The organism is Paraburkholderia sp. SIMBA_030, from assembly GCF_046535245.1.
In the GTDB taxonomy this organism is placed as follows: domain Bacteria; phylum Pseudomonadota; class Gammaproteobacteria; order Burkholderiales; family Burkholderiaceae; genus Paraburkholderia.
Map to the genome: position 1 here is coordinate 38,888 of NZ_JAWRXB010000005.1, position 25,432 is coordinate 64,319.

A 25,432-nucleotide genomic window follows, 5' to 3' on the forward strand; every position below is an offset into this window, starting at 1 on the left:
AAGTGAAGAGCGATTTCCAGATACTCGCAGGCTGTGTTAAAGCGGACATCCGCACAAACACAGCAGAGGATCTGCACGATGACAGCAAGACGAACGACCATCCGGCAACTGCCGCTGACCGAGGTCGTTGACCGCGACACACCCGGCGCGACGCCGGTCAGCATCACCACGCCCGAGGGCGGCACCATCTATCACACGGTCCCGCTCGCAGACCCCGACACCGGCAGGCGGCGCGACGCCCGCCCGCAGTGGATCGCAAGCACCTTCCCTCTGTTTCCTGTTGTCCGGCTCGCTGAAGGCGCGCCGTGGGCTGAGGCGAACCTCTGGCTCATCGACATGATGGAGTCGAAGTCGTCGCCGAACATGCTGACGTTCGCCAGCATCGCTGACGACCTGGTAGCGTTCCGTCGTTATCTGGATGACGAGGGTATCGACTGGCTCGTCTTCCCTGTGAACAAGCGGCAACGTCCGACCTACCGATATGGCGGCTCGATCAAGCTGGCCGTGCAGGCGGGCGAACTGTCTCCTGGCGTTGCCAGGCGTCGTATGGGCGCCGTGGTGCGCTTCTATCGCTGGCTCATGAGCGAAGCAGGCTTTCGACCCACGAACGCGCCGTGGGTCGAATCTGATCGTTTCATTGAGTTCAAGGACCAGAAGGGCTTCAGCAGCGTAATCGAAGTCAAGACCACGGACCTGTCGATCAGTGGCCGGCGCGTAGAAGACCCATGGGACGATCACATCCAGGACGGTGGCCGCCTGCGCCCGCTCCCCTCTGCCGAGCAGTCGGCGCTGCTTGAATCGTTAGCCGCACTCGGCAACACCGAGATGACGCTCATTCATCTGTTCGCGCTGTTGACTGGCGCTCGTATCCAGACAGTACTGACCGTGCGCGCGAAACACGTGATGCGCAAGCCTGACGAGTTTCACGGCGACGATATCCGTCTCGCCTGCGGGCCGGGCACTGGCATCGATACAAAGGGCGGTGTCAAGGGCGTGTTGCACCTGCCGCGCGGTTTTTATGAGCGGTTGTACGTCTACGTGCACAGCGATCGTGCTCGCAAGCGCCGCCAGCTGGCAGACGGCGGCGATCACCCCGACCAACCGCTCTTTCTGAGCCATCGCGGTGCGCCACTCTACGAGGATCGCGCGTCGCGCGGCCCGCTCAGCACTGGCCCGCACGTGCGCCGCCACGTCAAGACCGGGCAGGCCGTGCGCCAGTTCATCAGGGACGAACTGTTGCCCATGATGCGCGGGCAGCTCGGCAACCCCAGGTATGAGTTCAGCTTCCACGACCTGCGTGCGACCTACGGGCTGAACATGGTCGACGCGATGACAGCGAACGAGACGAAGTACACGCGGGCACTCGATCAGTTGCGGCAGTTGATGTGGCACGTACAACCGGCTATGACCGAGCGCTACCTCGCTTACCACGAGAATCGCAAGCTGTTCGACGCGGTGCAGGACGGCTGGAGTGCGCACCTGTCGACGCTGGTCACGCGCACCCTCGACACTGCGGCGGCAGCATGAGTCGCCAGTACGAGGAAGTGCGCATGCCGCTCGCGGAAGGCACGACGCTGCTGCACCCCGAGCGAGCGCTGCTCAAGTGGGAAGGCCTTTACGGCAGTTCCGATATCGGGCGGATCTGCTACCTGACGCGCGACACATCGAGCCGGCAGCGCACGCGCCACACTTTCGACCATACGAGCTTCAGTAGCGATCGCGCCAAGGTCGTGCGTCTGCTGGTAACCCAGCTTTCCGGGCGTATGACCCTTGGCGCGATGCGTCCAAAGACGGTCTACGCTGCTCTGCGTGTCGTGCTTGACTTCGTCAACTGGGCCGACATGCAGGGCCTGCATCAGGTGCTCTGTGACGAGAAGGCGACCGCGGAAGCGGTTCATCGCTACTTCCGTGACAAGCGCGAACAGGTCTCGCTGGGCAACCTGCAGCGCCGTTCCGCCGCTGAGTATCAGCGCAGTCTGTTGTCGATGCTACGTGAGTTCTTCAGAAACGACGACTTCTGCACCGATGCGAGGGTGCTGCGCCGCCAACAGGCTGCTTCTGTGCCAACGGCTGTACCAGATGCCGAAGCACAATCCTCCCTGCTCGCATGGGCTGACGCACTCTTCAGCAGCATCAGCACGCTCGTACTCGACTTCAGGCCGTACCCGATGCACGTGACCACGGCACGAGGCGAGCATCTTTGCCTGGTTCCGCACCCATATGGCCGTAAGAACGGCGACGACTCGCGCGGCCTGCTTGGCTGGGATCTGGAGACAGGCGAGCTACATACCCAGGAGGAGCTCACGAAGCGCATGACTGAGGCAGGAGCTAAACATCCTCGTCAGAGTTCGTGGAGCATCGCCAGGATGACGGCTAAAAATCTTGCGGCAGCGAACGCGGACGCGCAGTCTCCGATCCGACGCTCGCACGCTTCGATAGCGGTCTCTTGTTTCGCTGCGCTGTTTCTCGCCGAAACAGGCATCAACCTCGCGCAACTGCTGGCCATGAAGTGGAGCCCGGGGCTTGCCGCGAGCCTGCAGGATGCGTCAATTGCACGTCAGAAGTTTCGTGAGGTCAAGTACCGGGCAGGCGGGAAGGACGTTACATTCACTGTCTCGCTGGGCTTCATGCCGAAGCTCAAGGCGTATCTGGCGTTGCGCGAGTATCTGGTGCAGGACGCTGACTGCGACGCGCTATTCATCGTAGTCGGGAATCATGCACAGCAACGACGGCCAATCGGTCTTGCAACCGAATTTCTGGTTCTGCTCTACAGTCGACTCAAGAAGCTCGGGATCGTGCTGCCGCGAATTAACGCACGTCAGTGGCGCGCGGCGAAGCAGGATTGGGCGGTGAGCAACCACGGCCCCGTCGTCGCAGCGAGGCTGATGGGGCACTCGCTGGCCACGGCACTGCGTTCGTACTCGAACGGCACGGATGCCGCGCACAAGGCAGAGATGGGCGCGTTCCTCGCTTTGGTGGAGAAGACCGTGCTGAAGCCCGGTGACGACCCGGCGGGCGGCATCAGGAGCGCGGTGGGCGTCTGCATCGCGTTCCACAAGCCTGCACCGATCGCGGACCTGATCAGCGTACAGCCCGACTGCCGTTCCACCGAAGGATGTCTCTTCTGCGACCAGTACCGCGTGCACGCCGACGCCACCGACATCCGCAAGCTGCTGAGCTGCCGTCACTGCGTCAGGCTCGTGAGCAGGCGTGCTGACTCGATCGAGCAGTACGAGAGTTCGTTCGGCGCCGTGCTGCGGCGCGTTGACTTCCTCCTGGGTGAACTGCGCAAGCGCGACGCCGCGCTGGTCGATCGCATCGAGCAGGACGTCGATATCGAAGGGAATCTGGACGCTTTCTGGTCGGCCAGGCTCGACCAGCTCTACGAACTGGGAGTAGCATGAACAACACGATGATCGCGCTGATCGCTGAGCGCCCCGACTGGTACCGGGTCAAGGACGATACGGTCGTCACGCACGACAAGCTCGGGAACGCTGTTTCGCTGTTTGGTGACGACGCCTGGGACATCTGTGCATACGCGGTTGGGCCGCGCCGGACCCATATCTATTTCCGGGGCCACCTGCCTGACGGCACAAACCGCACCCTTTCAGAAGCGACTACGCGTCAGTGGAAGCAGGTCATGTACTTTCTGATGCACGAAGCGACCGATATGGTACCGGCGTTCAGTACGCTTCAAGCTTGTGCAATGTACCTGAGGGAGTTTACGTTCTTTGCTGCCGCACGCCAGCTTACTCTCTACGAGGGGATATCCAACGTCGCCGTTGTTCTGGACTATGTGGCGCAACCCGGGATGGAGAGGAAGGCCCAGCGCCTTCATTCGATTCTGGTGAAGCTTCACCGTATGGGCGTCGGGACCACAGGACTGCGCGTACCGCTGGCCCAACTGCACAAGCCTCTGCTCGAACGCTTCGCGCAACGTGCTGGAAGCTCGCAATACCCTGTGATCCCGACGCGAATCTATCAGCACTTCCTGTCGACCTGCGAGCATGACCTCGGGATCGCTGAGGGCCTCGCTGACGTCCTGTCGGACTACCTCGCACGTTGGTATGCTGGCGAGAGTCCGGGCATTTCTGCAGCACTGGACATGGCTGCTGCGCACTTCCGGTGCGAAGATTCGCGTTACGTCGTTTCGTCGCTTGTCGCATCGATTAGCGCTCTATGCCAGCTTGTCATCCTGTCGTTTACCGGCATGCGCGCGGCGGAAGCCGAGAACCTGCCGTACGACTGCCTGAGTGAGACCCGCCTGGATGGTGTGACGCACTACTCCATCGAGGGCGTCACGACCAAGCTGTCAGGTGGCCGAGCCAGGCGCGCATGCTGGGTCACCAGCCCGCTCGCGGCCCGCGCGATCAGGCTCGCGCAACGCGTGTCGGGCGAGGCCCACCGCGCGCACGGCGCGCAAGGCTACGCCGAATCGACGGACGGTTCACACCTGCTGTTCTGCCGGATGGGTCTGCATCTTAGTTACTGGTACGTGGCAAACCGGGCGGCGAGTAACGTACATGACGATATCGAAGCCTTTCGAGAGCGCGTCTTCCCGACGATCACGGTCGAGGACATTGCTGAGTTGAAGCGTGTCGACATGCACCGCGCGTGGGAAGACGAGCCGAAGTACGCGGTCGGGCAACAGTGGCCGTTCACGCGTCACCAGCTTCGGAGGACGCTCGCGTTATACGCGCACCGCAGCGGCCTCGTGGCGCTGCCGACGCTCAAGCGTCAACTGCAGCACCTCACGCAGGAGATGAGCACGTACTATGCGCGTGGCTCGGCGTTCGCGAAGGGCCTCATCGACGCCGACAAGACCCACTTCGCGAAGGAATGGGCCGAAACGCAGGGCCTGTCCGGGTACCTTGCGTACGCCGAGCAGGTGCTGTTCTCTGACGAGCGGCTGTTCGGTGGGCATGCAGCGTGGACGCAGAGCCGTGCCGTGCGGGCTTCGCCCGTGTCGGTTTATTCGCGCGAGCATACGGTGAGAATGTTCGGGAAGGGCGAACTGGCGTACCGCGAGACGGTGCTGGGCGGCTGCGTCAGCGTCGAGCCGTGCAAGTCGACGCCACTCGACTGGATGCGTCTGGATTGCCTTGAATCGAACTGCCGTAACCTCGTGGTCGTGCCGTCGAAGCTTCAGCGCGTGATCAAGGCGCAGCAGGTTACGGTCGCGAAGCTGCGCGCGGTCGATGAGGCGAGCGTCGAATACCGTATCGAGACCCAAACGCTGCAACGACTGCTCAACGCACAGAAGAAACCGATCAGTCCAGAGGCAGCATGAGCGACGCCATGACCGACTACTACGTCGCCCTTGAGCGGCTGAAGAAGCGCAAAGGTGCGCGGATCAACAACGACACCGTGGCGATCGAGGCGGGCCGCAAGAAGGGCAGCATCAAGAAGTCGCGCCCGCAGTTCACCGAACTGATCGAAGCGATCGACGCGGCCAACGCCGTAGCCGAGCGCCCGAAGCTCGAACTGGCCGACCGTCTGAACCGCGCGAAGGGCGACGCGAAGGATCTGCAGGCACAGCTTGACGAGTCGCTGGCTCGTGAACTTGCACTGCTGCGGCAGGTGTTCAGCCTGCGCAAGGAACTGGCCGCGCTGCGTGGCGGTAGCGTCCTGCCCTTGCAGCCGCGCTAGCCCTACCTTCGCAAGCTCGGCATTGTTCGCTGGTGAGGCCGAGGCGGAATATGGCGTAGATATTGAATTTCGCTTGATTCTTTGACTCGGATATGCTACATGAAAGAACATGCACATCTTCGAACGGGAAGTCAACGGTCATCGCTACCGTATCGCGGCGCAGTCCGTGTGGGATGCCCAGCGCGGCCGCTCCGTTGCACGCCAGATCGTGCTGGGACCGGTCGATCCGCCGCGAGTCGCGGATCTGAGTGCGACCCAGACGGTAGGCACGCGCAGCGTCGGCGACGTCGGGGCGTTGATCTGGGTCGCCGAACAACTGGACCTGGTCGGGCAGATCGATCGGGCCTGCGGCGGGGTTGGCGCCAAAGGCGGCCCGTCGGTGGGCGAGTTGGTGGTGGCGGTGGCGATCCAGCGCGCCTGTGCACCGGGACCCAAGCGGGAGCTCGGTGAGTTTCTCGATGCGAGTCTGCCGCGCCTGTCGTGCTTGCCCGGCTCCGCGTTCACGGGCCAGGCCTATCATCGCGTCGCGCAGCAAGTGACCGATGAGCAGTTGGAGCAGGCGCAGGTGGCCATCGCGAAGGCTGCCGTCGCGCGCTTTGGGCTCTCCGCCGACGTGCTCGCGTTCGATACGACGAACTTCGACACCCACATCGATACGCAGACGCCCGGCGAGCTGGCCCGACGGGGACACGCCAAGAGCAAGAGAAGGGACCTGCGCGTGGTCGGGCTGGGCCTGCTGGTCAGCGAGACGGGCCATGTGCCGCTGTTGTACCGGACGTATCCCGGCAACGGCTCGGACCAAGCGGTGCTCGCGGCGTGCCTGACAGGGTTGGCGCAGTTGCACGAGGCGCTGGACAGTGCCGAGGGTCGCGAGCGGCGAGCGCAGCGCACGGTGGTACGAGACGGCGGGTTCTGGAGCCCGCAGCTCGAACTCGATCTGGATGCAGCCGGCTACTACAGCCTCATCTCGTTGCCGCTGGGGCACAAGGCCGCGGAAGAGGCGCTGCAGATGGCGGCACAACGCGGTGCGATGAAGCCGCTGTCGGGGAAGCTCGGTGACGTGCGGGCGGCGCGGATGCGAACGACCGTTGGCGAGTTGGACCGCACGCTCGTGGTGGTTGAGAGCCAGGAGCTGCTGGCGGGCCAGAAGCGCGGGATCGCGGTGGCGCTGCGCAAGGCGAAGGCGGAATTGAGCACGCTGCAGGGGTTGGTCGAAAAAGGCCGCATCACGCGCAGTCGGCTGGAGCTGCGGGTCAAGAAGGCGCTCGCTCGGGAACATCTGGCGAGCTTCGTGGTGACCACCATCGCCGGGAGCGAGTCGGCACCGACCTTGCACTGGCACGTCGATGACGCATTGCGTCGCACGCTGGAAAGGACACGGCTGGGCAGACGGGTGCTGTGTACGGATCGGCACAACTGGAGTACAGGGCGTATCGTCCACGCCTTCCGGGGGCAGTGGAATGTCGAGGAGTTGTTCCGCCGGGCGAAGAAAGGGGGCGTGGTTCCCTGGGGCCCGTCGCACCAGTGGGCCGACGGATCGCTGCGGCTGCACACCTTCGCGACCGTGCTCGGCCTGATGCTCGTGAGCCTGGCCAAGATCGCACTGCACACCGAGGCTTCGGCCCGTCGGATGATGGAGGCCTTGGCCGAAATCAGGGTGACCCTGGTGAGGACGAAGACCGGAGCAACCGGACGACGGCCCACCGCGATGCTGGCGCCGGAGCTCACGGCCGAGCAGCGGCGTGCCGTGAAGGTCTTCGAGCTGCAGCGCTGGGCACCGACATTATTTCATGTATGAGTTCAGAGCCAAATTTGGCCATCAGTGAAGAACATAATCCGTCGATTTGACACCTTGTTTTGCGAAAGTCGGGCTAGATCGGGGCGGGCGTCTTCGCTCCAGGCGGGCGGCGGGGCTGCTTCGCCTGCGTCGGGCGCCTTGAGTGCGTCGACTTGATGTTGGGGAGGTTCCCGGTACGGCTCACCCCGCGAAGTGACGCATCAGATTCGATCGTGGTTCTGTGACACCGCTGAACGGGTCAAGGGCGGGCGAAGCCCGGCCAAGTGAACCCTTGACGCACGATGGTTTGACACGCTCCAGCATGGTCGGAAGCCACGGCTTTATCGGGCTTCCGACCATGCGAAACTTGCGGCGGAAGATGGACACTCGGACGGTCATTTTGTCCATTTTATCGGCTAACAAAATGGACATTCTGCTGACTGCTGATCCCTGTATTTTCAAGGCTCCGACTGATGTCCATTGTCTTTCTCTTGCGCATAACGGCTTGCGCATAACGGCACCAACCAGGTGAACTTCTGGACCCTGTATACGTTCGACTATCAGTTTGCGCCGCGTTATCGCGATCTGCACAAGAAAATCGGTAGCCTCGTCGGTCGGCATCCACCGGGCCACTATGGAAACTGGGTGATCAAACCCTCGCGCAAGGCCTACGACGAGCTGATCGTCCGGGAATGGCCCAACGTCCAGCGCATCATGGTCTCGCTCGCGCAAAAGGATGTCACGCAAGCCACGATCGTGAGGAAGCTCAGCAGCTACGTGCGTCAGAACCAGACAAAAAAGGCGCTCTGGGAACTCGACAACCTGTGCCGTACGCGCTATATCCTCCGGTTCATCAATGACGTCAACCTGCGTCAGGCCGTGCAGAAGGCGCTGAACCGCGGCGAAGCGTACCACCGCTTGCGTCGTGCGATCGCGTATGTCAACGGCGGCAAGCTGCGCGTCCATACCGAGGCCGAACAGCAACTCTGGAACGAGTGTTCACGCCTGATCGCCAACGCGATCATCCACTACAACACAGCGCTCCTTTCACGTGTGCACGAGCAGAAGCGTGCCGCAGGCGACCACGCCGCGATGGAACTGATCGCCAGCATGTCGCCCGTCGCCTGGCAGCATGTCAACCTGTTCGGCTCGTTCGAATTTGGCCCAGCGGGTGCCCCCATCGACATCGACGTGATCGCCGCGTATTACGACGATCCGGCGTATTGGGCCAAGGTACTGGAAGCCGCGTCTGAACCCGACGAGCGCTGAATTACTGCGGCGAAAATCCCTGAGTGCATTCACAGAAACTGTTAATAAATTCGCGCCCCTCTGAGGCTTGTCCAGCAAGGCTCCCCTCGCTCACCTCCTGTGTTTCGCCGTTCGATTTTTGTGATCCATTTGAGTGCGGAGTGCCTCAAAAGTGCTCGTTGCACTCGTTTTTGACGTAAATCGTTTTGAAATGCGGCGCGCCTTCTCTGGGCGTCGGGTGCTAACAACAATCGTTCGGAAATGCCGGGAGACGGGGACGACACCTATGAAAACACCCCCAAAGACCCGGGAACCTGCCCCTGACCGTCGGAGTCGCGTCAGGGGATTCCGCCTCAATGTTCTAGTCGAGGAAACCGGCGCGAAGACGTGCCTGTCCAGTACTGCGGGTGACCTGAATATATAGAGCCATCCCGGTGCGGCAACGCCTATGCGGATAATCGGAAGTGGACCGTCTTTTCAGGCTTGTGGAGTTACGGGATCTATGTGCGGTTGCATGACGGCCTGAAATGTGATCCTTGATCCCGACGAGGGGTCAGACCATTCCTTTTCGCGTGTGGATATCAACCGCAGAACGGGAAAACCAGCGGCGTCACAGGAAATATCCGACTCGAATAGTTGGCCGGCGCTCATTGCAGCGACCGCCTGCGCGTAAAATTCAAGAAAGGCTGCAACCGGATGCGCGAAAAGCTTGATCTCCGTGCGCAGTCCTGGGCCGTCGCTGCGCACGAGATAGGGAGAATAGAGCGCCCACCAATCAGACTTTTCCGCTTTCGGAAGATGACTACAAAGTGATGCCACGTTTTCGTGCCAAAGATTGCTGACGTAAGCGATTGAGTCGTCGCTGCGGTAGCGTCGCGGCCCGCCTCAATGAGCAGTCCCTTCGACGATCGAAGCCATTCGGACGGACAGGGGAAATGTACGTCAGTCATTGTGCTTCCCGCTTCTCGCTTGCGAATGCCAGCAAGTCTCGGCCATTGTGAAAGGCGCTTCGCGAACTGCTGCTGCACGCAATCGCCGGTGCGAAGTCCGATAAGGGTACCTTCGAGCCGGGCGCGAACTGCCCCATCAATGCGCCTCTGATCCGAGACGGGCCTAACAACAGCCATCACTGTCCGTCGCAAGATGCACATGTATCGGAGAATCTGCTTGATTTGGCAGTAGATGCGGCGTTCGTCCTTGTGAAGTCGAGTCGTGCGATTTTTCTTGCCTGCAGTGGTCCCGGCGCATTTGATGAACACGCGATGCAATCTCACCTCGATGATCTCTCTCGAGCCCGGCGCGAAGCCCATGAGCTTCGAAATCTTACGTCGCTGATGAACACCGAAACCCATTAACGGTTTAACGGTCAGCGTGCATCGCCGATGCGACTGATCATCTTGGATTAGATCAAGCGCGGCGCCGAGATGTACGGGACTTGCGAGAAGTGGGTACCCTGTCATTCGGACGAGCAGAAATAGAGGGTTTTCCTTTGAAGAGTGAGCTGGTTCTGTTTGGCAGGAGAATAAATATAATTCACTCTCCTAAATTTTACGTAAGCAAAGTTGTCAATGAAACATAGTCATAGCATGAAGTCGCAGGGCCGTTTCAACGCGCGGTGGAGATAGTGGCTCATCCACATCAACCCCTGAGCGCCCGGAACATTGGCCCAGATCCACAAGGCCCAGTCGCGCGTGCGCGGACAGTCGGCCTTGTCGCCGTCGAACAGGTCTGATGGTGCCAAGCCTGGAGCGCGCAGGCCAGTCGCCGTCAGATTTGCCAGCTTTAGCGACGGCAGCCTGACCTCGCTCAGGTGTAGGCGGGATGCACGATCTCGTTCCAGGTCGTGCTGGTAGCCCGTTGATGGGATCGGAACGTCGTGCAACACCACCTCCATGATCGCCCCTCTCGGCGAGTCAGCTGCATAGATCGTCGGAATGATTTTCCCGTTATCAAGTCGGTGCAACGGGCTAAACCGCGCATTCCCCCGGCCGGACGTGTTGTAGGCGTCCGGGATGCTGCGTACTACCCATGCACCGCTCCTACTACGTGATCCCGCGCGGCCTCGATCACGGCCAAGGGGCCTGTTGCCAGGACCTCACGAGGACGCTTCCCATGAAGCATGCTGTTCGTCGACTCGAACCACCAGGCAATCCGGAACGGTGTGTAGCCTTCGAAGACCTTCAGGATCTCGGCCACTGCAGGAATCGGGTTGCCGAGATCATCAAAAATGTACCTCGGGTACAAGGTCTGGCCCGCCCGCTCGATGGCAAAAACCCTGCCTTCCTTCTTCCACCGACTCGTCACAGCATGCAGATTCGTGGCATCCGGATTCTGCTGCTTGCCGACCATCTGAGCCGTCAACCACGTGGTTCCGTCCAGCACAGCTGCGACCGCCTTAGCTTCCATCTCGGCACGCGACGGCGTCATCAGCCTGACCGGTGACGCATCGACGAGACCTTGCAGGACACTATCTTCCTGCTCGTTAATTCGCCGGCGTACCTTGCGAGTCAGCTCTACCTTGGTGTGCTCCGACATGCCACCGCCCAAGTCTTCCAACCCGTCGAGAATTGCAGTCGCAGCAGCACGTGTCGCGTCCAGCGCCATCACGATCCGGCCGATGTCACCGACGCCTCCCGCGGTCTTGGATCCGAGCGCCAACGCGGCCATGTTTGCGGGGGCCATCGTTTCGGCACTTGGACGTCCTTTAGCCATTGCGCACTCGATATTGAGAGATGTGATAGTTTAAGTGTATATCACAAATCTCACATTTCAAGTATTGCCTCAAAATGCTGCCCGGGGGTAACTCGCATACCACCCGCTGGGGCGGCCAGAAGTCGCCACAATAGAGACTTAACGTGATTCCTTCAGAAATGCCACGAGGCCATCTACGCGTTCTGTTTTCGACGTAAACCGTTTACAAAAGACGGCGACGGCATTTCTGAACGATTTCTGTCGAATTTTTATAACAGTTTCTGTGAATGCACTCCCTGAGTCCAGCGCGTTTCCCGCGCTAATACGCCTCTGAAAACCACGCCTGGAAAGGGTTTGGTGAAAATCTTCAGTTTTCGGGGGATGGGCAAAAATAGCCAAGTCGGCATAGCGCTCACGCACCAGCGCCATGGCCCGTGCACGCAGATCAACCGGCAGTTCGCGGTTGCCCGGCTGGCCACGACGCGCCGAGACGAGCCCGGCCGGACCACTGGCCTGATAGCGATGCACCAGCCGGTTGACCTGACGCTCGCACAGCTGCAGACGCTCGGCTGCCTGAAAAACCTTCAGCCGGTGTTCGACAACCGCCTCAATGATCTTGACCCGCTCAAGCTCGTGCATGCTGATCGTGATGAATCCACGTGCGTTCATGTCCGGCTCCCGGGGCAACCACCATGGCGCAGCATGCGCGCAGCGCGAGGCTCAGGGAGTGAAACTGCGTGAACCTAAAGTTCCTACCACTACCCCGAACTGAGCGGAAGCGCTTGAGTGTCATCGATCGGTTGTAGACGATCGTCAAAGTGGCGTCGGTCAACCCGCAAAGGTCTGTTACCTCGCGGCAGCTCACATCGCCAGGTCCGCGGAAAGGTAGGACAGTGTTCGTCGACGTTGCTTGTCGTTGAGCCGACTCCAACCTTTCAAGGACCGAATTGTCCTTACTTGTCTATAAATTGCATTCGCTTACCTAATTTGCCTGACCTGCCAGAAAATCGAATGAATATATAGAAGCTCTGCGATCAAATTACACAAAAAACTGAACTTTATCCATCAAATTGTGATTCGGTGATCATTTTTGATTTAAGAAATAATATTTTTTTTCGCCTTTCGTATTACAAATAATAATTCCGATGTTTCGAGAATCTCAAAACACCTTTACGAAAGGCCAATTGCTTTCTACAACTGAAGAGGAAAACCCTGGAAACAACAAAGCCGCCTTCGTGCTGACACGCGAAGGCGGCTTCTATGAAGGAGGACAGCTAGCGACAACACCAAAACTCGAGCTTTGCCAACCGCGCCGGCAGCGCGGTTTCCATTAATTTGCTCAATTTGATTTTGGTGCAGCATGTGGCCAAAGTCAAGGGCTTTTTTGCGCCCTGATTCGAGAACACGGCAGGGCGAAAAGGAGTCGTCATGTCTAACTCCCCTGATTTTGTCGATCGGGATGATCGGATCAATGCTTCTGAAGCAGTCAGAAAGAAAGAAAAGGGGCTCGCAATAGCCTTTGCGTTCTACTCACCAAAAAACAAGAAGAAAATGACCCTGCTTGGCATTCCGGCTTATTGTCACACGCTCTTATGCGAGGGCGATCCGGATATTGTCCGCTACGAGCCGAGCCGCCTGTATGAGAATCGCTCTCGCCTAATGCGACAGGTGGCGGATATCTTTTATCGCGGCGGACATGTTGAGACGTGGGTCTTCACCTGGGAGCAGCCCAAAGATCGTACGATTTCGTTCAGCCACTGGCGTGACGGCTTCATCTGGAAGTCGGCCGAAGGTCTGGAGAACAAGAAAATCCTGATAGGTAACTGGATCCGCCTCCGCGCATTCATGGCAGCCGCACGAGGCCTCTCAACGATGCAGGAGCGACGGATTATGCAGGAGCAGCTCGACCGGCGATCCACCACGACCTTGCGTGATCTCGTGTTCGCTGAGGGGGCTGACTATGGCCTGATGTGCTGCGAAGTGGCATCCAGTCTTGCGTTGGGCCGTGTGATCTGCAATCTGGAAAGTCAACGGCTTCGCCTGACGACAGTGATCCGGAGGCCGACATGAGTTCCCTGACCGGTGGCAAATTGATTATCCCCGAGGAACTGCGCGACACCTCGAGGTGGCCGTGTCCTGTCGAAAGTGCCCTGGACAATACTGCGCGATTCTATCGCCTGAAAACCGCAATCCAGATGCGCCTCAGCGGTAAGACATATCAGGCAATCCTCAGCGAAACCGGCATGGTCAAGCCCGAAGTGATCCGCCAGATACGCCGATGTCTCACAGAATCTTCGCCTGGACAGATCATTGGATTCTTTGCGTTGATTCGCCACAGGCGAATCAAGTCGTACGTCAGGGTGAAGCCCGTTGAACCTGATCAGCTGTCCAGCTCCGCCGGTGCCGCGGGAGCGCTCGGCAAACTCTTCCGTGAACATCCGAAGGCACAAAAGTTCGTCGACAGGCGGTTCCTGGTCGATGACGACGATCATGGGTATGCGGAGGCATACATCACGCTTTCCGATCTGTGGAGGCAATTCTTAGACATGCTCCAGAAGGAGCTGAAATTTTCAAAATCCGACTGGCCGTTCAATACTGGAAATGAGGGGTACAAGGCCCTTCGCAGCTATTGTGATGCTCTGGTCAGGGAGTACCCGGAAAGATGGTTGCGCGTCAGAAAAGGGCGGAAGGTTGCATGGAGAGCAAAGACGGGGCGTGGCATTGCGTCTTTGCTTGAAGGACTGGATCCCCTTGTGGAAGTCCAGCTGGACTATCTGATGCAGGACGCTGCGGGAGTGATGCACCTGAAGGACGCAAATGGTCTCGATCACAGGATCAGGGTGCGGCGGTGGTATGTTGGAATTCTCGCCGAGACCAGCACATCGGCAGTTCTGGGCCTCTACATATCCCTTGAGGTCAATCCAAGCGCTGACTGTGCGCTGGAGACCGTCTGCAGCGCTTTTGAGTCCGAGGATCATTCGACAAACCGTGTCGTGATGCAACTTCTGCCTGACGGCAAGTCGCTGATGGTGAGCCTCGTTCCCGTACTCAGGATGCTGACGTGGGCGTTGCTGCACGTTGATAACGCCTGGTGCAACTCGGCGAACGATTTCGTCAACAACGTCATCGATGCAACCGGCTGCACCGTCGTTTTCTGCTCTCCCAGGGCGTGGTGGCAGCATCCCGTAATCGAACGCGTGAACGGCCAGCTCGTGAAAGGCATGCACCGCTTGCGATCCACGTATGGCTCATCTCCTCAGGATCCCAGACGGAATCGACCCGAGGAGAAGGCTGAGGAATATGAGATCGGTTTTGAAGATCTCAAAGCGCTTTTTGTGACCAGTGTTTATGCTCACAACGCGAGCAGCGGTAGTGAGACAAACTTCGGGAAAACGAGGCTTGAGGTCTTCAATCATCTCCTTGACAGCGGGAACAGCGAATACCTTCAGCAAAGACTGCCGATCGCAAAGCAGTCACCGCAGAATCTGATGCTCCTCTGGCATTGTGTGGATCTGAAAATAGCCGGTAACCGGGAGACCGGCAAGCGGCCCCACGTGAACGTCAACTACTGCTCTTACACCAATCCGGTGCTATCTGCGGACTTCGGGCTGGTGGGTGAAACACTGCGGATCTGGATATGCCGACGCGATATCCGTATCGCTTATGGCATGTTGCTGAGCGACAAACGCAATATTGGGCAGCTGAAGATCGAAAAACGGTACCGCCGATACGCCATCACGTGGCAGGTCTTTGTGACGCTGATGCGGTACATCCACAGAAAACCGAACACTGGCACTTACGCTGATCCGGTGCTCGGCCTTTACAAAGACCTGAAGGCCAGAAAAAAATCAAAAAATCATCGTCACGGGAGCGGCGGTTCAGCGGGCGACGCGGCAGTTATCAGGAAACTTGAAGACGCCGGAGTTGGTGCGCATCATCCGAAAAAAAACACCCCCAGACCCTCCATGGTATCGCATGAAGATGCATTCGGATTATGGAATCGTAACTTCCATTCAAAATCAAACAAAATATGTATTCCTAAGCATCGCGATCCTTTTGATGTCTTCAAACCAGCCAAAAAGTGAGGTGTAGTCATGTCGGACGAATACTCACCGGAATGGAGAAAATCCCAGGTTCTGAATCATCCTCTTTTCAGTCAGACCATCTCGGGCTGTCTCTGGACCGCGCCGGTCCAGCAAGTATTTCAGCAGGTCTCAAGAAGTACGATTTTAAGACAGAGTGCCTATATTGAGGAGGCGACCGGGAAGGGCAAGTCAATCGCCATGGAATTCGCCCTCGGCCGGGTATCTCAGGTTGTCAATGGACTGGCTTGCGTGAACTTCAATGCCCAGACAAATTACGCTGCGTCGGTTCGCGCATTCTTCAAGGAATTTCTGACGGCCTTGCATCACGAGAAGACTACCGGGGAGACCTGGGATCTGCGCAACCGCGTAAGACGGAAGCTTGAGGAAGTTGCGGTTAACTCATCAAGCGCGATTGTGATTTTGTGGGTTGATGAGGCACAAGCACTGAACGTTACGGACTTCCTGTTTTTGAGGGACGTCCAGAATGGTCTGCGCGAAATTCACGCCGACCTGCTTGTGTTTATGACAGGTGAGCAGCCCTACCTTCATCGACGCATTGAAGAGGCCAAATGGAGTGCCAGCCCGGCGATAGCAGACCGCTTCGCGATGAAGAGGATGTTTCTGGGCGGTTACGGTCTCGATGAAATCCGGCACCTCTTTGGCCTCATTGACGCCGCGGTCTGGCCTGCTTCATCTGGGATCACCTGGACGCAGTTCTTCTTTCCGAAAGCGTTCGACGCCGGTTTCCGGCTTCAGTCTCAGGCGATGGCGTGCTCGAGCGCACTGGAAAGCGCCAAACTGCTCAGTCGGGATGGTCACTGTCAGGCGCGACTGCTGAAGATGGTTGTCCAACGGTTCATGCTTGACGAGGCGAAGCACGACGCAGCCGGGTTCATTGCCTCACCTGATGCGTGGCGCGATGCGGTCAGCGATTCGATCCAAAGTTACGATCTGGGAGCAAACTGGGAGGATGGGGATGACGATGGTGACGGCGACGGCAAAGACGGCCGCTAACCCGCACGATGACGTCCCCCTGCGTGCAGGGGGACAGGAGTGAGCAGGAAGCTGCCCGCACGCACGCCAGGCTGGACTGGTCTCGGATTTGGGAGTCTGCCCTACGAGTCCAGTCTGGGTGCGCTTTGGCGTTTTGCCTGGTTCAACGCGCTAAGCGGAAAGGAGATAGGGCGGCTCGCTTACATATCACAATCGGTTGCGCCACTCAGTTTTGCGGGTCTGCGTTTGCACGCTGACCAGTTTCAGCGGTTGACAGTCGCCACGGGCATCAGTTTCCCTCTCCCTGACGAGGCACGGTTGGTCGCGCGTCGCTGCAGTCTGGCGTGCGTACTGCGCAAACGTATCTGGCTCTGCCCGCTTTGTGCCCAAGGGAACTATCATTCGTTCTGGTTCCAGTTGCCGTTTCTGAGCGCTTGCCCGGTTCACAACGTGCCCTTGATTGACAGATGTCAGAGTTGTGGGGCCCGGACTCCAGATTACGCCATTACGGACCAGCTTTCCGGAGAAGCATGGTGTTGTCCGTACTGCAAACAGCCCCTGGCGGGAGTGGAACCTGGGATGGGCGACTTTATGGACCTGCGCGACAACGCGAAGTTTTTGGCTACCGTTTTTGCACCCTTGAATCAATGGGCCCGACGGGTCAGTCTGCGCGGCGCTGCGCTCGATTGTGCGACCGAAAGCCGGATTGATAGCTGGAGAGTGAATTTCCAATCACTGTTGATGCAAGGTGCGGTCTGTGAAGTGCGTCACCCACCGGGGCCATTCTGTCGTAGGCCGGTGCTGGTCACGCATTGTCTGACGTGGTGTGAGCGTATCGTTCCACGGCGAGTGAAGCTTGTGCGACTAGCGCCGCTGGAAGACGCACTCCGACAGGCGTCAGGGGCGGCGCCTTTTCCGTCAGCTCCCACGCCGGACTATATTCGTTATTTCTCGCTCGTGAAGTCGGGGCCGCCGGTGGATGGGAAATACTATCGGTCGCGCTCGCTACGGTGCTATCTCGCGGTGCTCAGGGGAATACGTCGGTGGCTGATCGCCCGGCACTCCATCAAGCAACTGGATACGGATCTGTGCGCGACGCTGCAGTTCAAGGCGCGCCACGTTGTCGTTGTCAGGGGGCACGATGTCTGCGAGATTGCGTATCTTCTGATGCGCCTCCTTTGTGAGGCTCATCCGGTGTGCCCCACTGTCCTTTCGCGTCCTGCTAGCCCGCAGGCCGTCCACTGGTGGGACTACGCAAACATAGGCGAAGCCCAGACGCTCCGGGGTGCAAGCAGGGCCGGATATCTTGCCCTGTACGGAACGCTGGTCCTCGCAATCGACCTGATCAGCGTGGACGGCGTCTTTGATCTGCGCTACATGCCGGGTGCCGCAGACCTCGATTGCACGTTGTCCGTAGCCTGGTCAACCGATTACCTGCGGCATGCTGGGATGGTGCTGATGCCCGAGGTCGAAGATCTGCTTGAGTCGTTTCCGTCCATCAAGCCTGGTATTTCTGCGGCCTGGGCGAAGGAATGGGCCGGCTTGCGGTCTGTGGCGCGGCGCTACTCCTGAGGCCGCTCCCTCGGGTTCTGACAGGGCACTCAGACACTGCGGATCCAAGCATGTGGGTCTTTCCATTTGGTGGTTTTTGAGTCACAATTGCATCGGATATTTGGCTGCAACCCACGATCCGACTGAGCAGGTGACCCATGAGCAAAGCGGTGGGAAATCCAGCAGGGCGCGTTGTTCGCCTCCGCCTTGGCGCGAGCGCAGAGGCGGAACTGGATTGGCGCCGCAGAATGCTCTGCCTCCACTGCGTTTGCGGCGAGGTGACGCTCAGAATGCTGCTTGAACCGGGCATGCTGGGAGACTACGCAGGACGTTCCGGCTCGCTGGCCATAGCGACGTGGATGGTCGTGGAGCTTCGTTGTTCTCCCGACGAGGCCGTGGAACTGGTGGATGCGATCGGACCGCGTGTCATGTCGGATTTTGTATTCACCGACCAGTAGAGAACCCGCAGGACGGGCGGCTACTCGCATCTATTTTGCCTAAATTTCCAATTGTGACTTAACGGCTACTGACGCCGGGCGGCGATATTCGCACTATTCTGCGGATGCCGCGAACCGCTCACAAACCACCCAGACCGACAGCCCGGGCGCTGCTTGCCGAGAACCTCCGCAGACTCCGTGCGGAGAACGACTGGTCACAATATGATCTCGCCCAGCGGAGCGGGGTCGACCGTTCGTTCATCGCCCACGTGGAGCGCCAGGCCAGAAATGTTTCTGTGGACGTACTTGACAGGCTCGCCATCGCCCTGCAGGTGCCGATCGGCGAACTTTTCGCCGAGTAACACCCTGATCGGCAGGCCAGAATTGGCACCAGGATGAATTCTTCCCGCCCGGCCAGTACGCGGGCGCCGCCTGACTACCCCCGTTGTGCCGCATTGAGCATCGAACATCCGTTCGAAGCCTAGGGCGTCCGAAGGCTTCCCCCGTGCACGGGCGCTCCGGTCGTCAAGACAGCCAGCGAGGCCCGGCAACATTGCGCGGCGCACCTGCCTGAATCGCGGGCAAATCCGTTTTCGAACAAGGGGTTGTCCCGGTTCAGCCGCCCGCATCGTTTCTGCCGGGCACAACGTCGCGCTCGTGCTGAGCGTCACAACACGTTATTCACCGGATCCCAGGGGCAGGAGACGGGAACATGCTCACGGTATCGCGAACCAGTAAGCTGTCGGAAAGGCGGGGCAAGTCAGGCGCCGGATCACGCCGGTCGTTCCTTCGCTCCGGCCGGGGGCGCCTGACTTCTGCCCGGGCGGAGCTTCGCACAATAGCGGAAGCTCGAACATAGACACCATCACCATCATGGGCCGGGTGGCCGCCGGTTGCTTTTCTTTTGGTGGTTTTTGAGTCACAATGATTTAGCAGGTTTGCGGCAGATGTCGCGGTATTTACGGAACCACAGGTGAGTCATGCGCCCAGGCAAGAAGCCGAAGAAAGATTCCGGTATGGTCAATGTCCTGCTTGGGCGGCACGTCCACGCCGAACTCGATCGCGAGCAGGCGCTGCTGAGCGTGTCCTGCCGCGCGTCGGGCATGACGGTCAGGATGCTGATCGACGCCGACATCGAAACCAACTACGTGATCAGCGATGGCACGCTGGGCGTAGGAGCCTGGATGGGCCTGGAAGTCGCCTGTTCACCGGAGGAGGCGGAAGAGCTCGCTGCCGCGATCGGACCGCACGCGCTGTCGTCGTTCCGCTTCATTGGATGAGCATCGCCATGACCGAAACCGACGTACAAGGCTGACGGGCAACACCGGGCAGGCGAGCCGCTGCCGCGCGGGTCGCGTTGCCGCGGACGGGTGTGACTGGCGGATCAGATCCGTCCTGCCTCCCGGACCGTTCATCGGCACGAGAGGGCGGATGAATGGGCGATCCGCGCCAGGCACCGGGGATGGCCCGATGCGTTACAGCGTTAGCCGGTCGGGCAGGACGTCGCCGACGGGAGCGGGGCGGTCGCGCGGCTTTTCCGTTCAGCTGGTGCGCGGCGCACAGGGACCGGACGACGGAACAGTGGCGGCACACGGCGGCGATCAGGCGCGAGTCCTGCGCGTCGGTACTGGAGCAGGGGGGCTGTCGAGCATCGCAATGACCTGTTGCGCCGGCATGGCAGCCGTGCCTGGATCGCCTGCTGCGGCCAGCGCCCGACGCGCGTCAGCCGCGCGTGCCGCGGCTGCCTCCGCGCGCCGGTGTCGTGCCTTCATGCCGGCCGACTGGTCGGGCCAGGTCCACGCGGGTGTCCGCGGGGCGCGCGTGTCCCAGTCTTCCAGGACAAAGCGGCCGCTGACGATGCCCGGTTCGCGCACGACCCGCAGCGCGGCGCCGGGTTCGCGGAAGGTGCGTCGCTGCGGCCATTGGCGGTCACGAGTTCCGCGAGGCCCGATTCGCGGGTTTCCAGCTCGAGGTGGAACACGCCGTTGCCGGCGCGCAGGATCGCCGACAGGACACCACCCGCGCGCACGGCGGCGCCGGCCTGCGCAAGATCGAACGAAAGATGGCGCATGATGGATCCAGGAAGACGGAAGCAGGAGCACACGATATTACATCCGCTGCCACGCGCAAGCGTAGGGCGTGGCACCGGGGAAGGGTGGAGGGTGCAAAGCTCCGCCAGGCGGCCGTCACGGGCGGTGCTTGACATAAAACCTGGTGTCACCCTCAACAGACAGACATGACAGGCATCGCCGCACGATCACCACCCGGACAAGGGGGCACCCATGCCGGACGAAATGAGACTCCTGAGCGCGGAAGAACTGGCGGCGCTGGCTTCTGCCATCGCGCGGCCTGAACCGCCGGTGCCGGCCGCGCCTGGCTTTTACACGATGCCGCTTGCGCTCCGCAAGGGTGATCGCGCCTGGCGGGTGATCGGGCTGGTGACGAACGGACATCAGCCGCTTGCGGAGCTGCCCTGTCAGGAGCGCGCCAGACAGCCCGGGTGGCCCCGGTATCAGGGCATGCCGCTGTACCTGTTCCCGATGACGATACGCGAAGCCCGCGCGCTGCGCGACCGCCTCACCGCCACGATCAATGACATGGAGAGCCGACTGGGCCTGTACTCACCCGATGACACGACAGAAGACTAACCCGGGGGTCAGCGCATGAGGCGTCAGCCCATGGGGGGCTCGCCGGATAATGGAGGTCCACGTTGAACATCGTCACGGTTGGCGTCGCGTCGCGCGCCGAGGTTGCCGCGCGCTTCATTGCCGCGATGCAGGACAACGCACAGGGCGCGCATGTCAGCTTCGCCTCGTCGCGACGGCTGTTCCAGACCCTGACAGGGCCGCGCTGCGAGCTGCTGCGCGCGCTCATGGGCCGGGGGCCGGTGACCGTGCGGCAGGTGGCGCAGCGGCTGCAGCGCGACATCCGGGCGGTGCACCGGGACGTCCAGATCCTGCTGCGCAGCGGCCTGCTGGAGCGCACCGACGACGGCGCGATCGTGTTCCCCCATGACGCAATCCACGTCGATTTCACGCTCACGCGTCATCGCGGGGAACGACCGTGAACGACGCAATGATCCGGGCCCTGGTTGCGGCAGCCCTCACGTCGCCGCACGCGCAGGACGGTGCCGGCGGGCACGCATTACGCGCGCTCGCCGACGGCTGCGGGCTGGTCGCGCAGGTGCAGACGATGGTCGGACAAAGCGGCAATCCACAGGGGTTTGACGCGGCCGGCTGGACCTGCGCATGGCTCATGCAGCCCAATCCTGCCCTTGGTGGACAGCGGCCCGTCGGGTGCATGACAACCGCAGACGGCCGCGCCCGGGTGTCGACGCTGCTGGCGATGGCGCAAAGCGGCGCCTACGGCTGACGCAATACCGGATGTCAGCCCTTGCCGCTGGCCTCCCTCTACACTGATTGCTGCGACTTGACCCACAGGCACGCCATGAGCACCACAGCGCCCCCCGCGCATCACCACCCGGACGAAGCAGACAGGCCGTCCTGGCACCGCTTCGAAGCAGTGTCTGAGCCGGGCGTGGTTTATCCTGAGCTGGAAAGCGTGAGCGTGAAACGGCGCACGCGGGAACAGGGTGGAGCTGATGTCGTAGTACGACTGCCGGCACGACTGCCGGTCGGGACGGCAAGGCAGCGCGGCCCGCACGCCAACGTGCCGCCGGACCTTTGGGCGATCGCGTACGACACCGGCAGGTAGAGGTCAGCATGCCAATCCGGGCATCATCCGCACAACCCGGCGAGCAGCGAACGCTCGCCTTCTGGCAGATCATTGAAACCGCACGGGGCGCGCGGCATTGCGTCGGCTGGCGCGTGGAAACCGGGCATGCTCACCTCAGCCCGGCGCTCGTCGCGTTTGACCCTGCGGCCCTGCGCGGCACGTCGGTCACCGGCCAGCACCACCAGCTCAGGGGCGAACCGGGCCTGAACATGGACGCGGCGGCAACACCCGGGCAGTGGTGCGAGGCATCCGGCGCGGACGTGCGCATGGTGCCGCGCGCGGATCTGGTCATACCCGCCAGGCGCGACTCTTGAAAGCCGCACACGTCCATTTCGACCCCGCACGCGGGCTGCTCGTCGGCACGTTCGATGATGGCATGACCGTTGAAAGCGCGGATCCGTGCGAACTGGCCGAGCGCATGTTTGCGGCCGGTGCGCGGCATGGACACGTCAGCATGCCCGACTGGCGCGAAGGCGACATCGCGCCCGCCAGCGGTCATAAGATTGCCTTTCACGCGCGGCTCAACCAGTTGTACCGGACTGCATGACAGACGCTGAACGCCTCGCGCTGCTGCAAACCGTCCCCGTGCATGAGCACAAGGGCCGCCCGTATTACGTGTGTCTGGGTGAGATTCCTGCGCCGTGGCAGGACGCGTTTCGCGCGGCGCTGCGTGGGTCGGCCTGTCCCGTGATCGACGGGAGGGGCGAATGCGCTTATGAGTGGGACTGGTTCGACTGGCTGCGGGGGCGGTTGCCGCACGGCTGAAAGACGCTCTTCAGCCAGTACCGGCACGCCCAGCGGCCGGCCTACCGGGGGTGGTTCTAAAGAATATTCTCCGTGAGACAGCGCGGAGCGAGGTGGACGCGCTGTAGGCCGAACGCTGCGACGGGCCCTGTGGGGCAACTTCCAGAATTGTCCGGCGGTGTCCATGGGGGGCGCGGATTGACCTTCAGCGCCGGCGCAACAGACGGTCTGGAATTGAAAAGGCAGGCACAGCATGGCATTCCAGGACAAGTTCCGGGCGTTCACGTTCGGCCTTCAGGCCGGTGTGCCGGCGTGCGAGCTTGCCGGGGAAAAGGTGCTGCTGATGAAGCATGCCCCGCTGGAGCTGGAAACCTCGCTCGCGCGCTGGCTGCTGCTGCATGACGATCTGGTGTACCGGGATTCGCCCGCGTGTGCGCTGCGCTTTAATGAGCGCGACCAGATGGGTATCACGTGGCCCGTGTGGGGCCGGTTTCTCGACTGGATGGGCGCGCAGCTCGACAGGGGCAGCGCGGCGCAGGACGACCTGCATGACGCGGCGCATGCGTTGCGCGAGGGCATGATCGCCGGCGCGCCGGCAAGCGGGCTGGACGGCGAGCCTGTGCTGTATATCGACGCCGCGCCGGTTGAACTGCGCGCCGCGCTGCGCCGCTGGCTCGATGCGTCGCCGGCGGGCTTCGCCCGGCATGATGACGGCGGACGTGCGGCGCTCACGTGGGAGGGCTGGGAGGCCTTTCTGCTGGGCCTTCAGGACACGCTCAGCGCGGCGCTGGACGGGCTCGAACAGGCGCACCAGCAGGAAAGTGATCGCGAGTGACGTCTTCGTCGTTCCGCTCACGTCCCCCTGCAATATCTCGGTGGCAAGGCAGCCCTGAATCTGCCGTCGCCGACGGGAACCGGGGACTGGCACATGGCACAGTCCTTCTTCCGGAAGCGCGAGAAGCTTTCCCGCTCGTTCATTTCGGGCGCCGGGTGTGCCACAGATACCAGCGCGTTACACGGGAATGCAGGCGTATCCGATTGCACGGCATTGCTCGATGAGCTGAAAATTGCGCACGCTGGCGACACCGTTTATGCGGCGAATCACGCGAGGGCGATCGCGGATCCGGTACCCGGCGCCGTCATGCGGAGCGAGTCTCCAGCCTTTGTCCGGCTGGACGATTACGTGCACGCGATTCCGACAGGCAGCAGGTGTTCGATCTGCTCGCCGTGGCCATGCCGGGCCTGCCCGAAGATCAGCAACAGAAGGCTTACGCGTGGCAAAGCAGGCAGCGGCCGTCACCGGAAAACGCACATGAAACGCTATACGGAGTCAGCGCATGCGGCTGTTCGTGGATACCGAGTTTACCGATTTCATCGAGTGCGACCTGATCAGCGTCGCGCTGGTGGCCGACGATGGCCGCGAGTTCTACGGCGAGCGATCGGACTACGATCGCGCGAGCTGCAATGAATTCGTGCGTGCGGCGGTACTGTCCCAGCTCGGCCAGTATCCGGGTCGTGTCTTCACGCGCGAGGCGCTACGCGCGGCGCTCGTCGCGTGGCTTGACCAGTTCGCGGACGAACCCGAACGCGTGCTGTGCTTCGATTACGGCGGCGATTGGGAACTGCTGTGCGATCTGCTCGATGGGCCGCCTGCAGGATGGCAGGCACACCACGTGGGCCAGCTGCTCGATCCGGGACGCCAGGAGGATTATTACCGCGAGCATCGCGGCCGGCACCATGCGCTGGTGGATGCGCGCGCAAACCGCTATGCGATCATGGACAGCGACCCCTCGCCAGACATGCCGTAAACGAGCCGGCGCGCTTTCGCCTACAATGAAACGGCGTGGCCAGACGGTCGCGCGCCTCTGACGCCAGGTGCCCCATGGAAAAACGGACGGACACTGCACTTGAGGACGAGATCCTTCGCGCGGCCAAACGCAAGTACCAGGAGGAGTCGCGCGAACTCGTTCGCAGTGGCGCTCGCACCCAGGACTCCATGATCCTCATCCCGAAGTCGGTCATCAAGCGCTCGACAATCCGCCGACGGACAGACGAATTCTGAGTGCGTCCAGTGTTTTGCGGGTTCGGCGCTGGAAGCGCCACCATCGGGACGCCGCGTCAGCCGCGGTGGCGCACGCCGCTGCCGATACGCTCCATCCCTGATTCAGGACGATGCTCAGGCTGGGCATCGTTTTCGTTGCAGGGGTGTGAAGGGCCGATGCGATACGTGCTGAGCCCGGAAAAGTACCGCGCTTTATAAATCGCGAGGTGTCGGGTCAGAATGACCGGATCCGTTCCGGACATGACCATGCGCGACGCGATCGACTCCCCCGAAATGTTCCTTTGCGCTATCGCGGCTGCAAGGTGACCTTGGACCTGCAATCTGCGGCCGGGACCAGGGATGGGAGGGTTGAAGCAGACCTTTTTCAGGCAAAGGCAAACCCGTTCCCGCTCGCGCATCTCGGGTGTGGACTGCACCACTGTTAGAACGGCGCTGCTCGGGGATGCTGGTGTATTCGACT

Annotated in this window: 26 protein-coding genes and 1 pseudogene; 22 read left to right on the forward strand and 5 right to left on the reverse strand. The window is 61.0% G+C overall.

Annotated features, from left to right (window positions below; genetic code table 11):
- Positions 1 to 78: 78 nt before the first annotated feature.
- The 6 genes and pseudogenes from SB772_RS09660 to SB772_RS09685 form a co-directional block, all read left to right on the forward strand.
- Positions 79 to 1,527 (forward strand): site-specific integrase, encoded by a 1,449-nt coding sequence (locus SB772_RS09660; RefSeq protein WP_410833033.1) that lies wholly within the window; start codon positions 79 to 81, stop codon positions 1,525 to 1,527.
- A complete protein-coding gene (locus SB772_RS09665) occupies positions 1,524 to 3,404 on the forward strand; it encodes an integrase (protein ID WP_410833034.1) in 1,881 nt (626 codons plus the stop codon). Before SB772_RS09660 ends, SB772_RS09665 begins: the two co-directional genes overlap by 4 nt.
- On the forward strand, positions 3,401 to 5,290 hold the full coding sequence (locus tag SB772_RS09670) for an integrase (RefSeq protein WP_410833035.1): 1,890 nt from the start codon (positions 3,401 to 3,403) through the stop codon (positions 5,288 to 5,290). The genes SB772_RS09665 and SB772_RS09670 overlap by 4 nt, the downstream gene beginning before the upstream one ends.
- Positions 5,287 to 5,649 carry a hypothetical protein gene (locus tag SB772_RS09675; protein ID WP_410833036.1) on the forward strand — a complete coding sequence of 121 codons (363 nt, stop codon included), beginning with the start codon at positions 5,287 to 5,289 and terminating at the stop codon, positions 5,647 to 5,649. Before SB772_RS09670 ends, SB772_RS09675 begins: the two co-directional genes overlap by 4 nt.
- 109 nt (positions 5,650 to 5,758) lie before the next feature.
- The gene (locus SB772_RS09680; protein WP_410833037.1) at positions 5,759 to 7,447 is read left to right on the forward strand and encodes a transposase; all 1,689 of its coding nucleotides are present in this window, start codon (positions 5,759 to 5,761) and stop codon (positions 7,445 to 7,447) included.
- Between the two features lie 492 nt (positions 7,448 to 7,939).
- A pseudogene (locus SB772_RS09685) lies at positions 7,940 to 8,695 on the forward strand (Tn3 family transposase); the annotation flags it as partial.
- Between the two features lie 456 nt (positions 8,696 to 9,151).
- Here the strand turns inward: SB772_RS09685 and SB772_RS09690 are convergent.
- The 4 genes from SB772_RS09690 to SB772_RS09705 form a co-directional block, all read right to left on the reverse strand.
- Entirely contained in the window at positions 9,152 to 9,493 is a 342-nt protein-coding gene (locus SB772_RS09690) for a hypothetical protein (protein WP_410833038.1), read from the reverse strand.
- Between the two features lie 760 nt (positions 9,494 to 10,253).
- Entirely contained in the window at positions 10,254 to 10,688 is a 435-nt protein-coding gene (locus tag SB772_RS09695) for an RES family NAD+ phosphorylase (protein WP_410833373.1), read from the reverse strand.
- Positions 10,689 to 10,696: 8 nt separating this feature from the next.
- On the reverse strand, positions 10,697 to 11,386 hold the full coding sequence (locus SB772_RS09700; RefSeq protein ID WP_410833039.1) for a hypothetical protein: 690 nt from the start codon (positions 11,384 to 11,386) through the stop codon (positions 10,697 to 10,699).
- A 138-nt stretch (positions 11,387 to 11,524) separates the two neighbouring features.
- Positions 11,525 to 12,034, reverse strand: a complete 510-nt coding sequence (locus tag SB772_RS09705; protein WP_410833040.1) for a helix-turn-helix domain-containing protein — start codon at positions 12,032 to 12,034, stop codon at positions 11,525 to 11,527.
- Between the two features lie 759 nt (positions 12,035 to 12,793).
- Here SB772_RS09705 and SB772_RS09710 point away from each other — a divergent pair.
- The 7 genes from SB772_RS09710 (at position 12,794) to SB772_RS09740 (ending at position 19,711) form a co-directional block, all read left to right on the forward strand.
- A complete protein-coding gene (locus SB772_RS09710; protein WP_410833041.1) occupies positions 12,794 to 13,435 on the forward strand; it encodes a hypothetical protein in 642 nt (213 codons plus the stop codon).
- Positions 13,432 to 15,450, forward strand: coding sequence for a hypothetical protein (locus SB772_RS09715; protein WP_410833042.1), 2,019 nt, complete (start codon positions 13,432 to 13,434; stop codon positions 15,448 to 15,450). The genes SB772_RS09710 and SB772_RS09715 overlap by 4 nt, the downstream gene beginning before the upstream one ends.
- A 9-nt stretch (positions 15,451 to 15,459) precedes the next feature.
- Positions 15,460 to 16,464 (forward strand): ATP-binding protein, encoded by a 1,005-nt coding sequence (locus tag SB772_RS09720; RefSeq protein WP_410833043.1) that lies wholly within the window; start codon positions 15,460 to 15,462, stop codon positions 16,462 to 16,464.
- A gap of 558 nt (positions 16,465 to 17,022) precedes the next feature.
- On the forward strand, positions 17,023 to 18,015 hold the full coding sequence (locus SB772_RS09725; RefSeq protein WP_410833044.1) for a hypothetical protein: 993 nt from the start codon (positions 17,023 to 17,025) through the stop codon (positions 18,013 to 18,015).
- Positions 18,016 to 18,152: 137 nt separating this feature from the next.
- Positions 18,153 to 18,452: a hypothetical protein gene (locus SB772_RS09730; protein WP_410833045.1), complete on the forward strand. Its 300-nt coding sequence runs from the start codon at positions 18,153 to 18,155 to the stop codon at positions 18,450 to 18,452.
- A 104-nt stretch (positions 18,453 to 18,556) separates the two neighbouring features.
- Positions 18,557 to 18,793: a helix-turn-helix domain-containing protein gene (locus SB772_RS09735; RefSeq protein WP_410833046.1), complete on the forward strand. Its 237-nt coding sequence runs from the start codon at positions 18,557 to 18,559 to the stop codon at positions 18,791 to 18,793.
- A 618-nt stretch (positions 18,794 to 19,411) separates the two neighbouring features.
- Positions 19,412 to 19,711: a hypothetical protein gene (locus tag SB772_RS09740; RefSeq protein WP_410833047.1), complete on the forward strand. Its 300-nt coding sequence runs from the start codon at positions 19,412 to 19,414 to the stop codon at positions 19,709 to 19,711.
- Positions 19,712 to 20,199: 488 nt separating this feature from the next.
- Here SB772_RS09740 and SB772_RS09745 read toward each other — a convergent pair whose 3' ends face one another.
- On the reverse strand, positions 20,200 to 20,502 hold the full coding sequence (locus SB772_RS09745) for a hypothetical protein (RefSeq protein ID WP_410833048.1): 303 nt from the start codon (positions 20,500 to 20,502) through the stop codon (positions 20,200 to 20,202).
- A 211-nt stretch (positions 20,503 to 20,713) separates the two neighbouring features.
- On the opposite strand from SB772_RS09745, the gene SB772_RS09750 reads away from it, so the two are divergent.
- From SB772_RS09750 to SB772_RS09790, 9 genes are all read left to right on the forward strand, one after another.
- Entirely contained in the window at positions 20,714 to 21,079 is a 366-nt protein-coding gene (locus SB772_RS09750) for a hypothetical protein (RefSeq protein ID WP_410833049.1), read from the forward strand.
- 62 nt (positions 21,080 to 21,141) lie between these two features.
- On the forward strand, positions 21,142 to 21,498 hold the full coding sequence (locus SB772_RS09755) for a helix-turn-helix domain-containing protein (RefSeq protein ID WP_410833050.1): 357 nt from the start codon (positions 21,142 to 21,144) through the stop codon (positions 21,496 to 21,498).
- 8 nt (positions 21,499 to 21,506) lie between these two features.
- Positions 21,507 to 21,803 carry an MbcA/ParS/Xre antitoxin family protein gene (locus tag SB772_RS09760; RefSeq protein WP_410833051.1) on the forward strand — a complete coding sequence of 99 codons (297 nt, stop codon included), beginning with the start codon at positions 21,507 to 21,509 and terminating at the stop codon, positions 21,801 to 21,803.
- A 350-nt stretch (positions 21,804 to 22,153) separates the two neighbouring features.
- Positions 22,154 to 22,480 carry a hypothetical protein gene (locus SB772_RS09765; RefSeq protein WP_410833052.1) on the forward strand — a complete coding sequence of 109 codons (327 nt, stop codon included), beginning with the start codon at positions 22,154 to 22,156 and terminating at the stop codon, positions 22,478 to 22,480.
- Positions 22,477 to 22,713, forward strand: coding sequence for a hypothetical protein (locus SB772_RS09770; RefSeq protein WP_410833053.1), 237 nt, complete (start codon positions 22,477 to 22,479; stop codon positions 22,711 to 22,713). Before SB772_RS09765 ends, SB772_RS09770 begins: the two co-directional genes overlap by 4 nt.
- The gene (locus SB772_RS09775) at positions 22,710 to 22,931 is read left to right on the forward strand and encodes a hypothetical protein (protein ID WP_410833054.1); all 222 of its coding nucleotides are present in this window, start codon (positions 22,710 to 22,712) and stop codon (positions 22,929 to 22,931) included. The genes SB772_RS09770 and SB772_RS09775 overlap by 4 nt, the downstream gene beginning before the upstream one ends.
- 232 nt (positions 22,932 to 23,163) lie before the next feature.
- The gene (locus SB772_RS09780; RefSeq protein WP_410833055.1) at positions 23,164 to 23,745 is read left to right on the forward strand and encodes a hypothetical protein; all 582 of its coding nucleotides are present in this window, start codon (positions 23,164 to 23,166) and stop codon (positions 23,743 to 23,745) included.
- Positions 23,746 to 24,247: 502 nt separating this feature from the next.
- A complete protein-coding gene (locus tag SB772_RS09785) occupies positions 24,248 to 24,718 on the forward strand; it encodes a hypothetical protein (RefSeq protein WP_410833056.1) in 471 nt (156 codons plus the stop codon).
- A 74-nt stretch (positions 24,719 to 24,792) separates the two neighbouring features.
- Positions 24,793 to 24,972: a hypothetical protein gene (locus SB772_RS09790; RefSeq protein ID WP_410833057.1), complete on the forward strand. Its 180-nt coding sequence runs from the start codon at positions 24,793 to 24,795 to the stop codon at positions 24,970 to 24,972.
- The last annotated feature ends 460 nt before the right edge of the window (positions 24,973 to 25,432 follow it).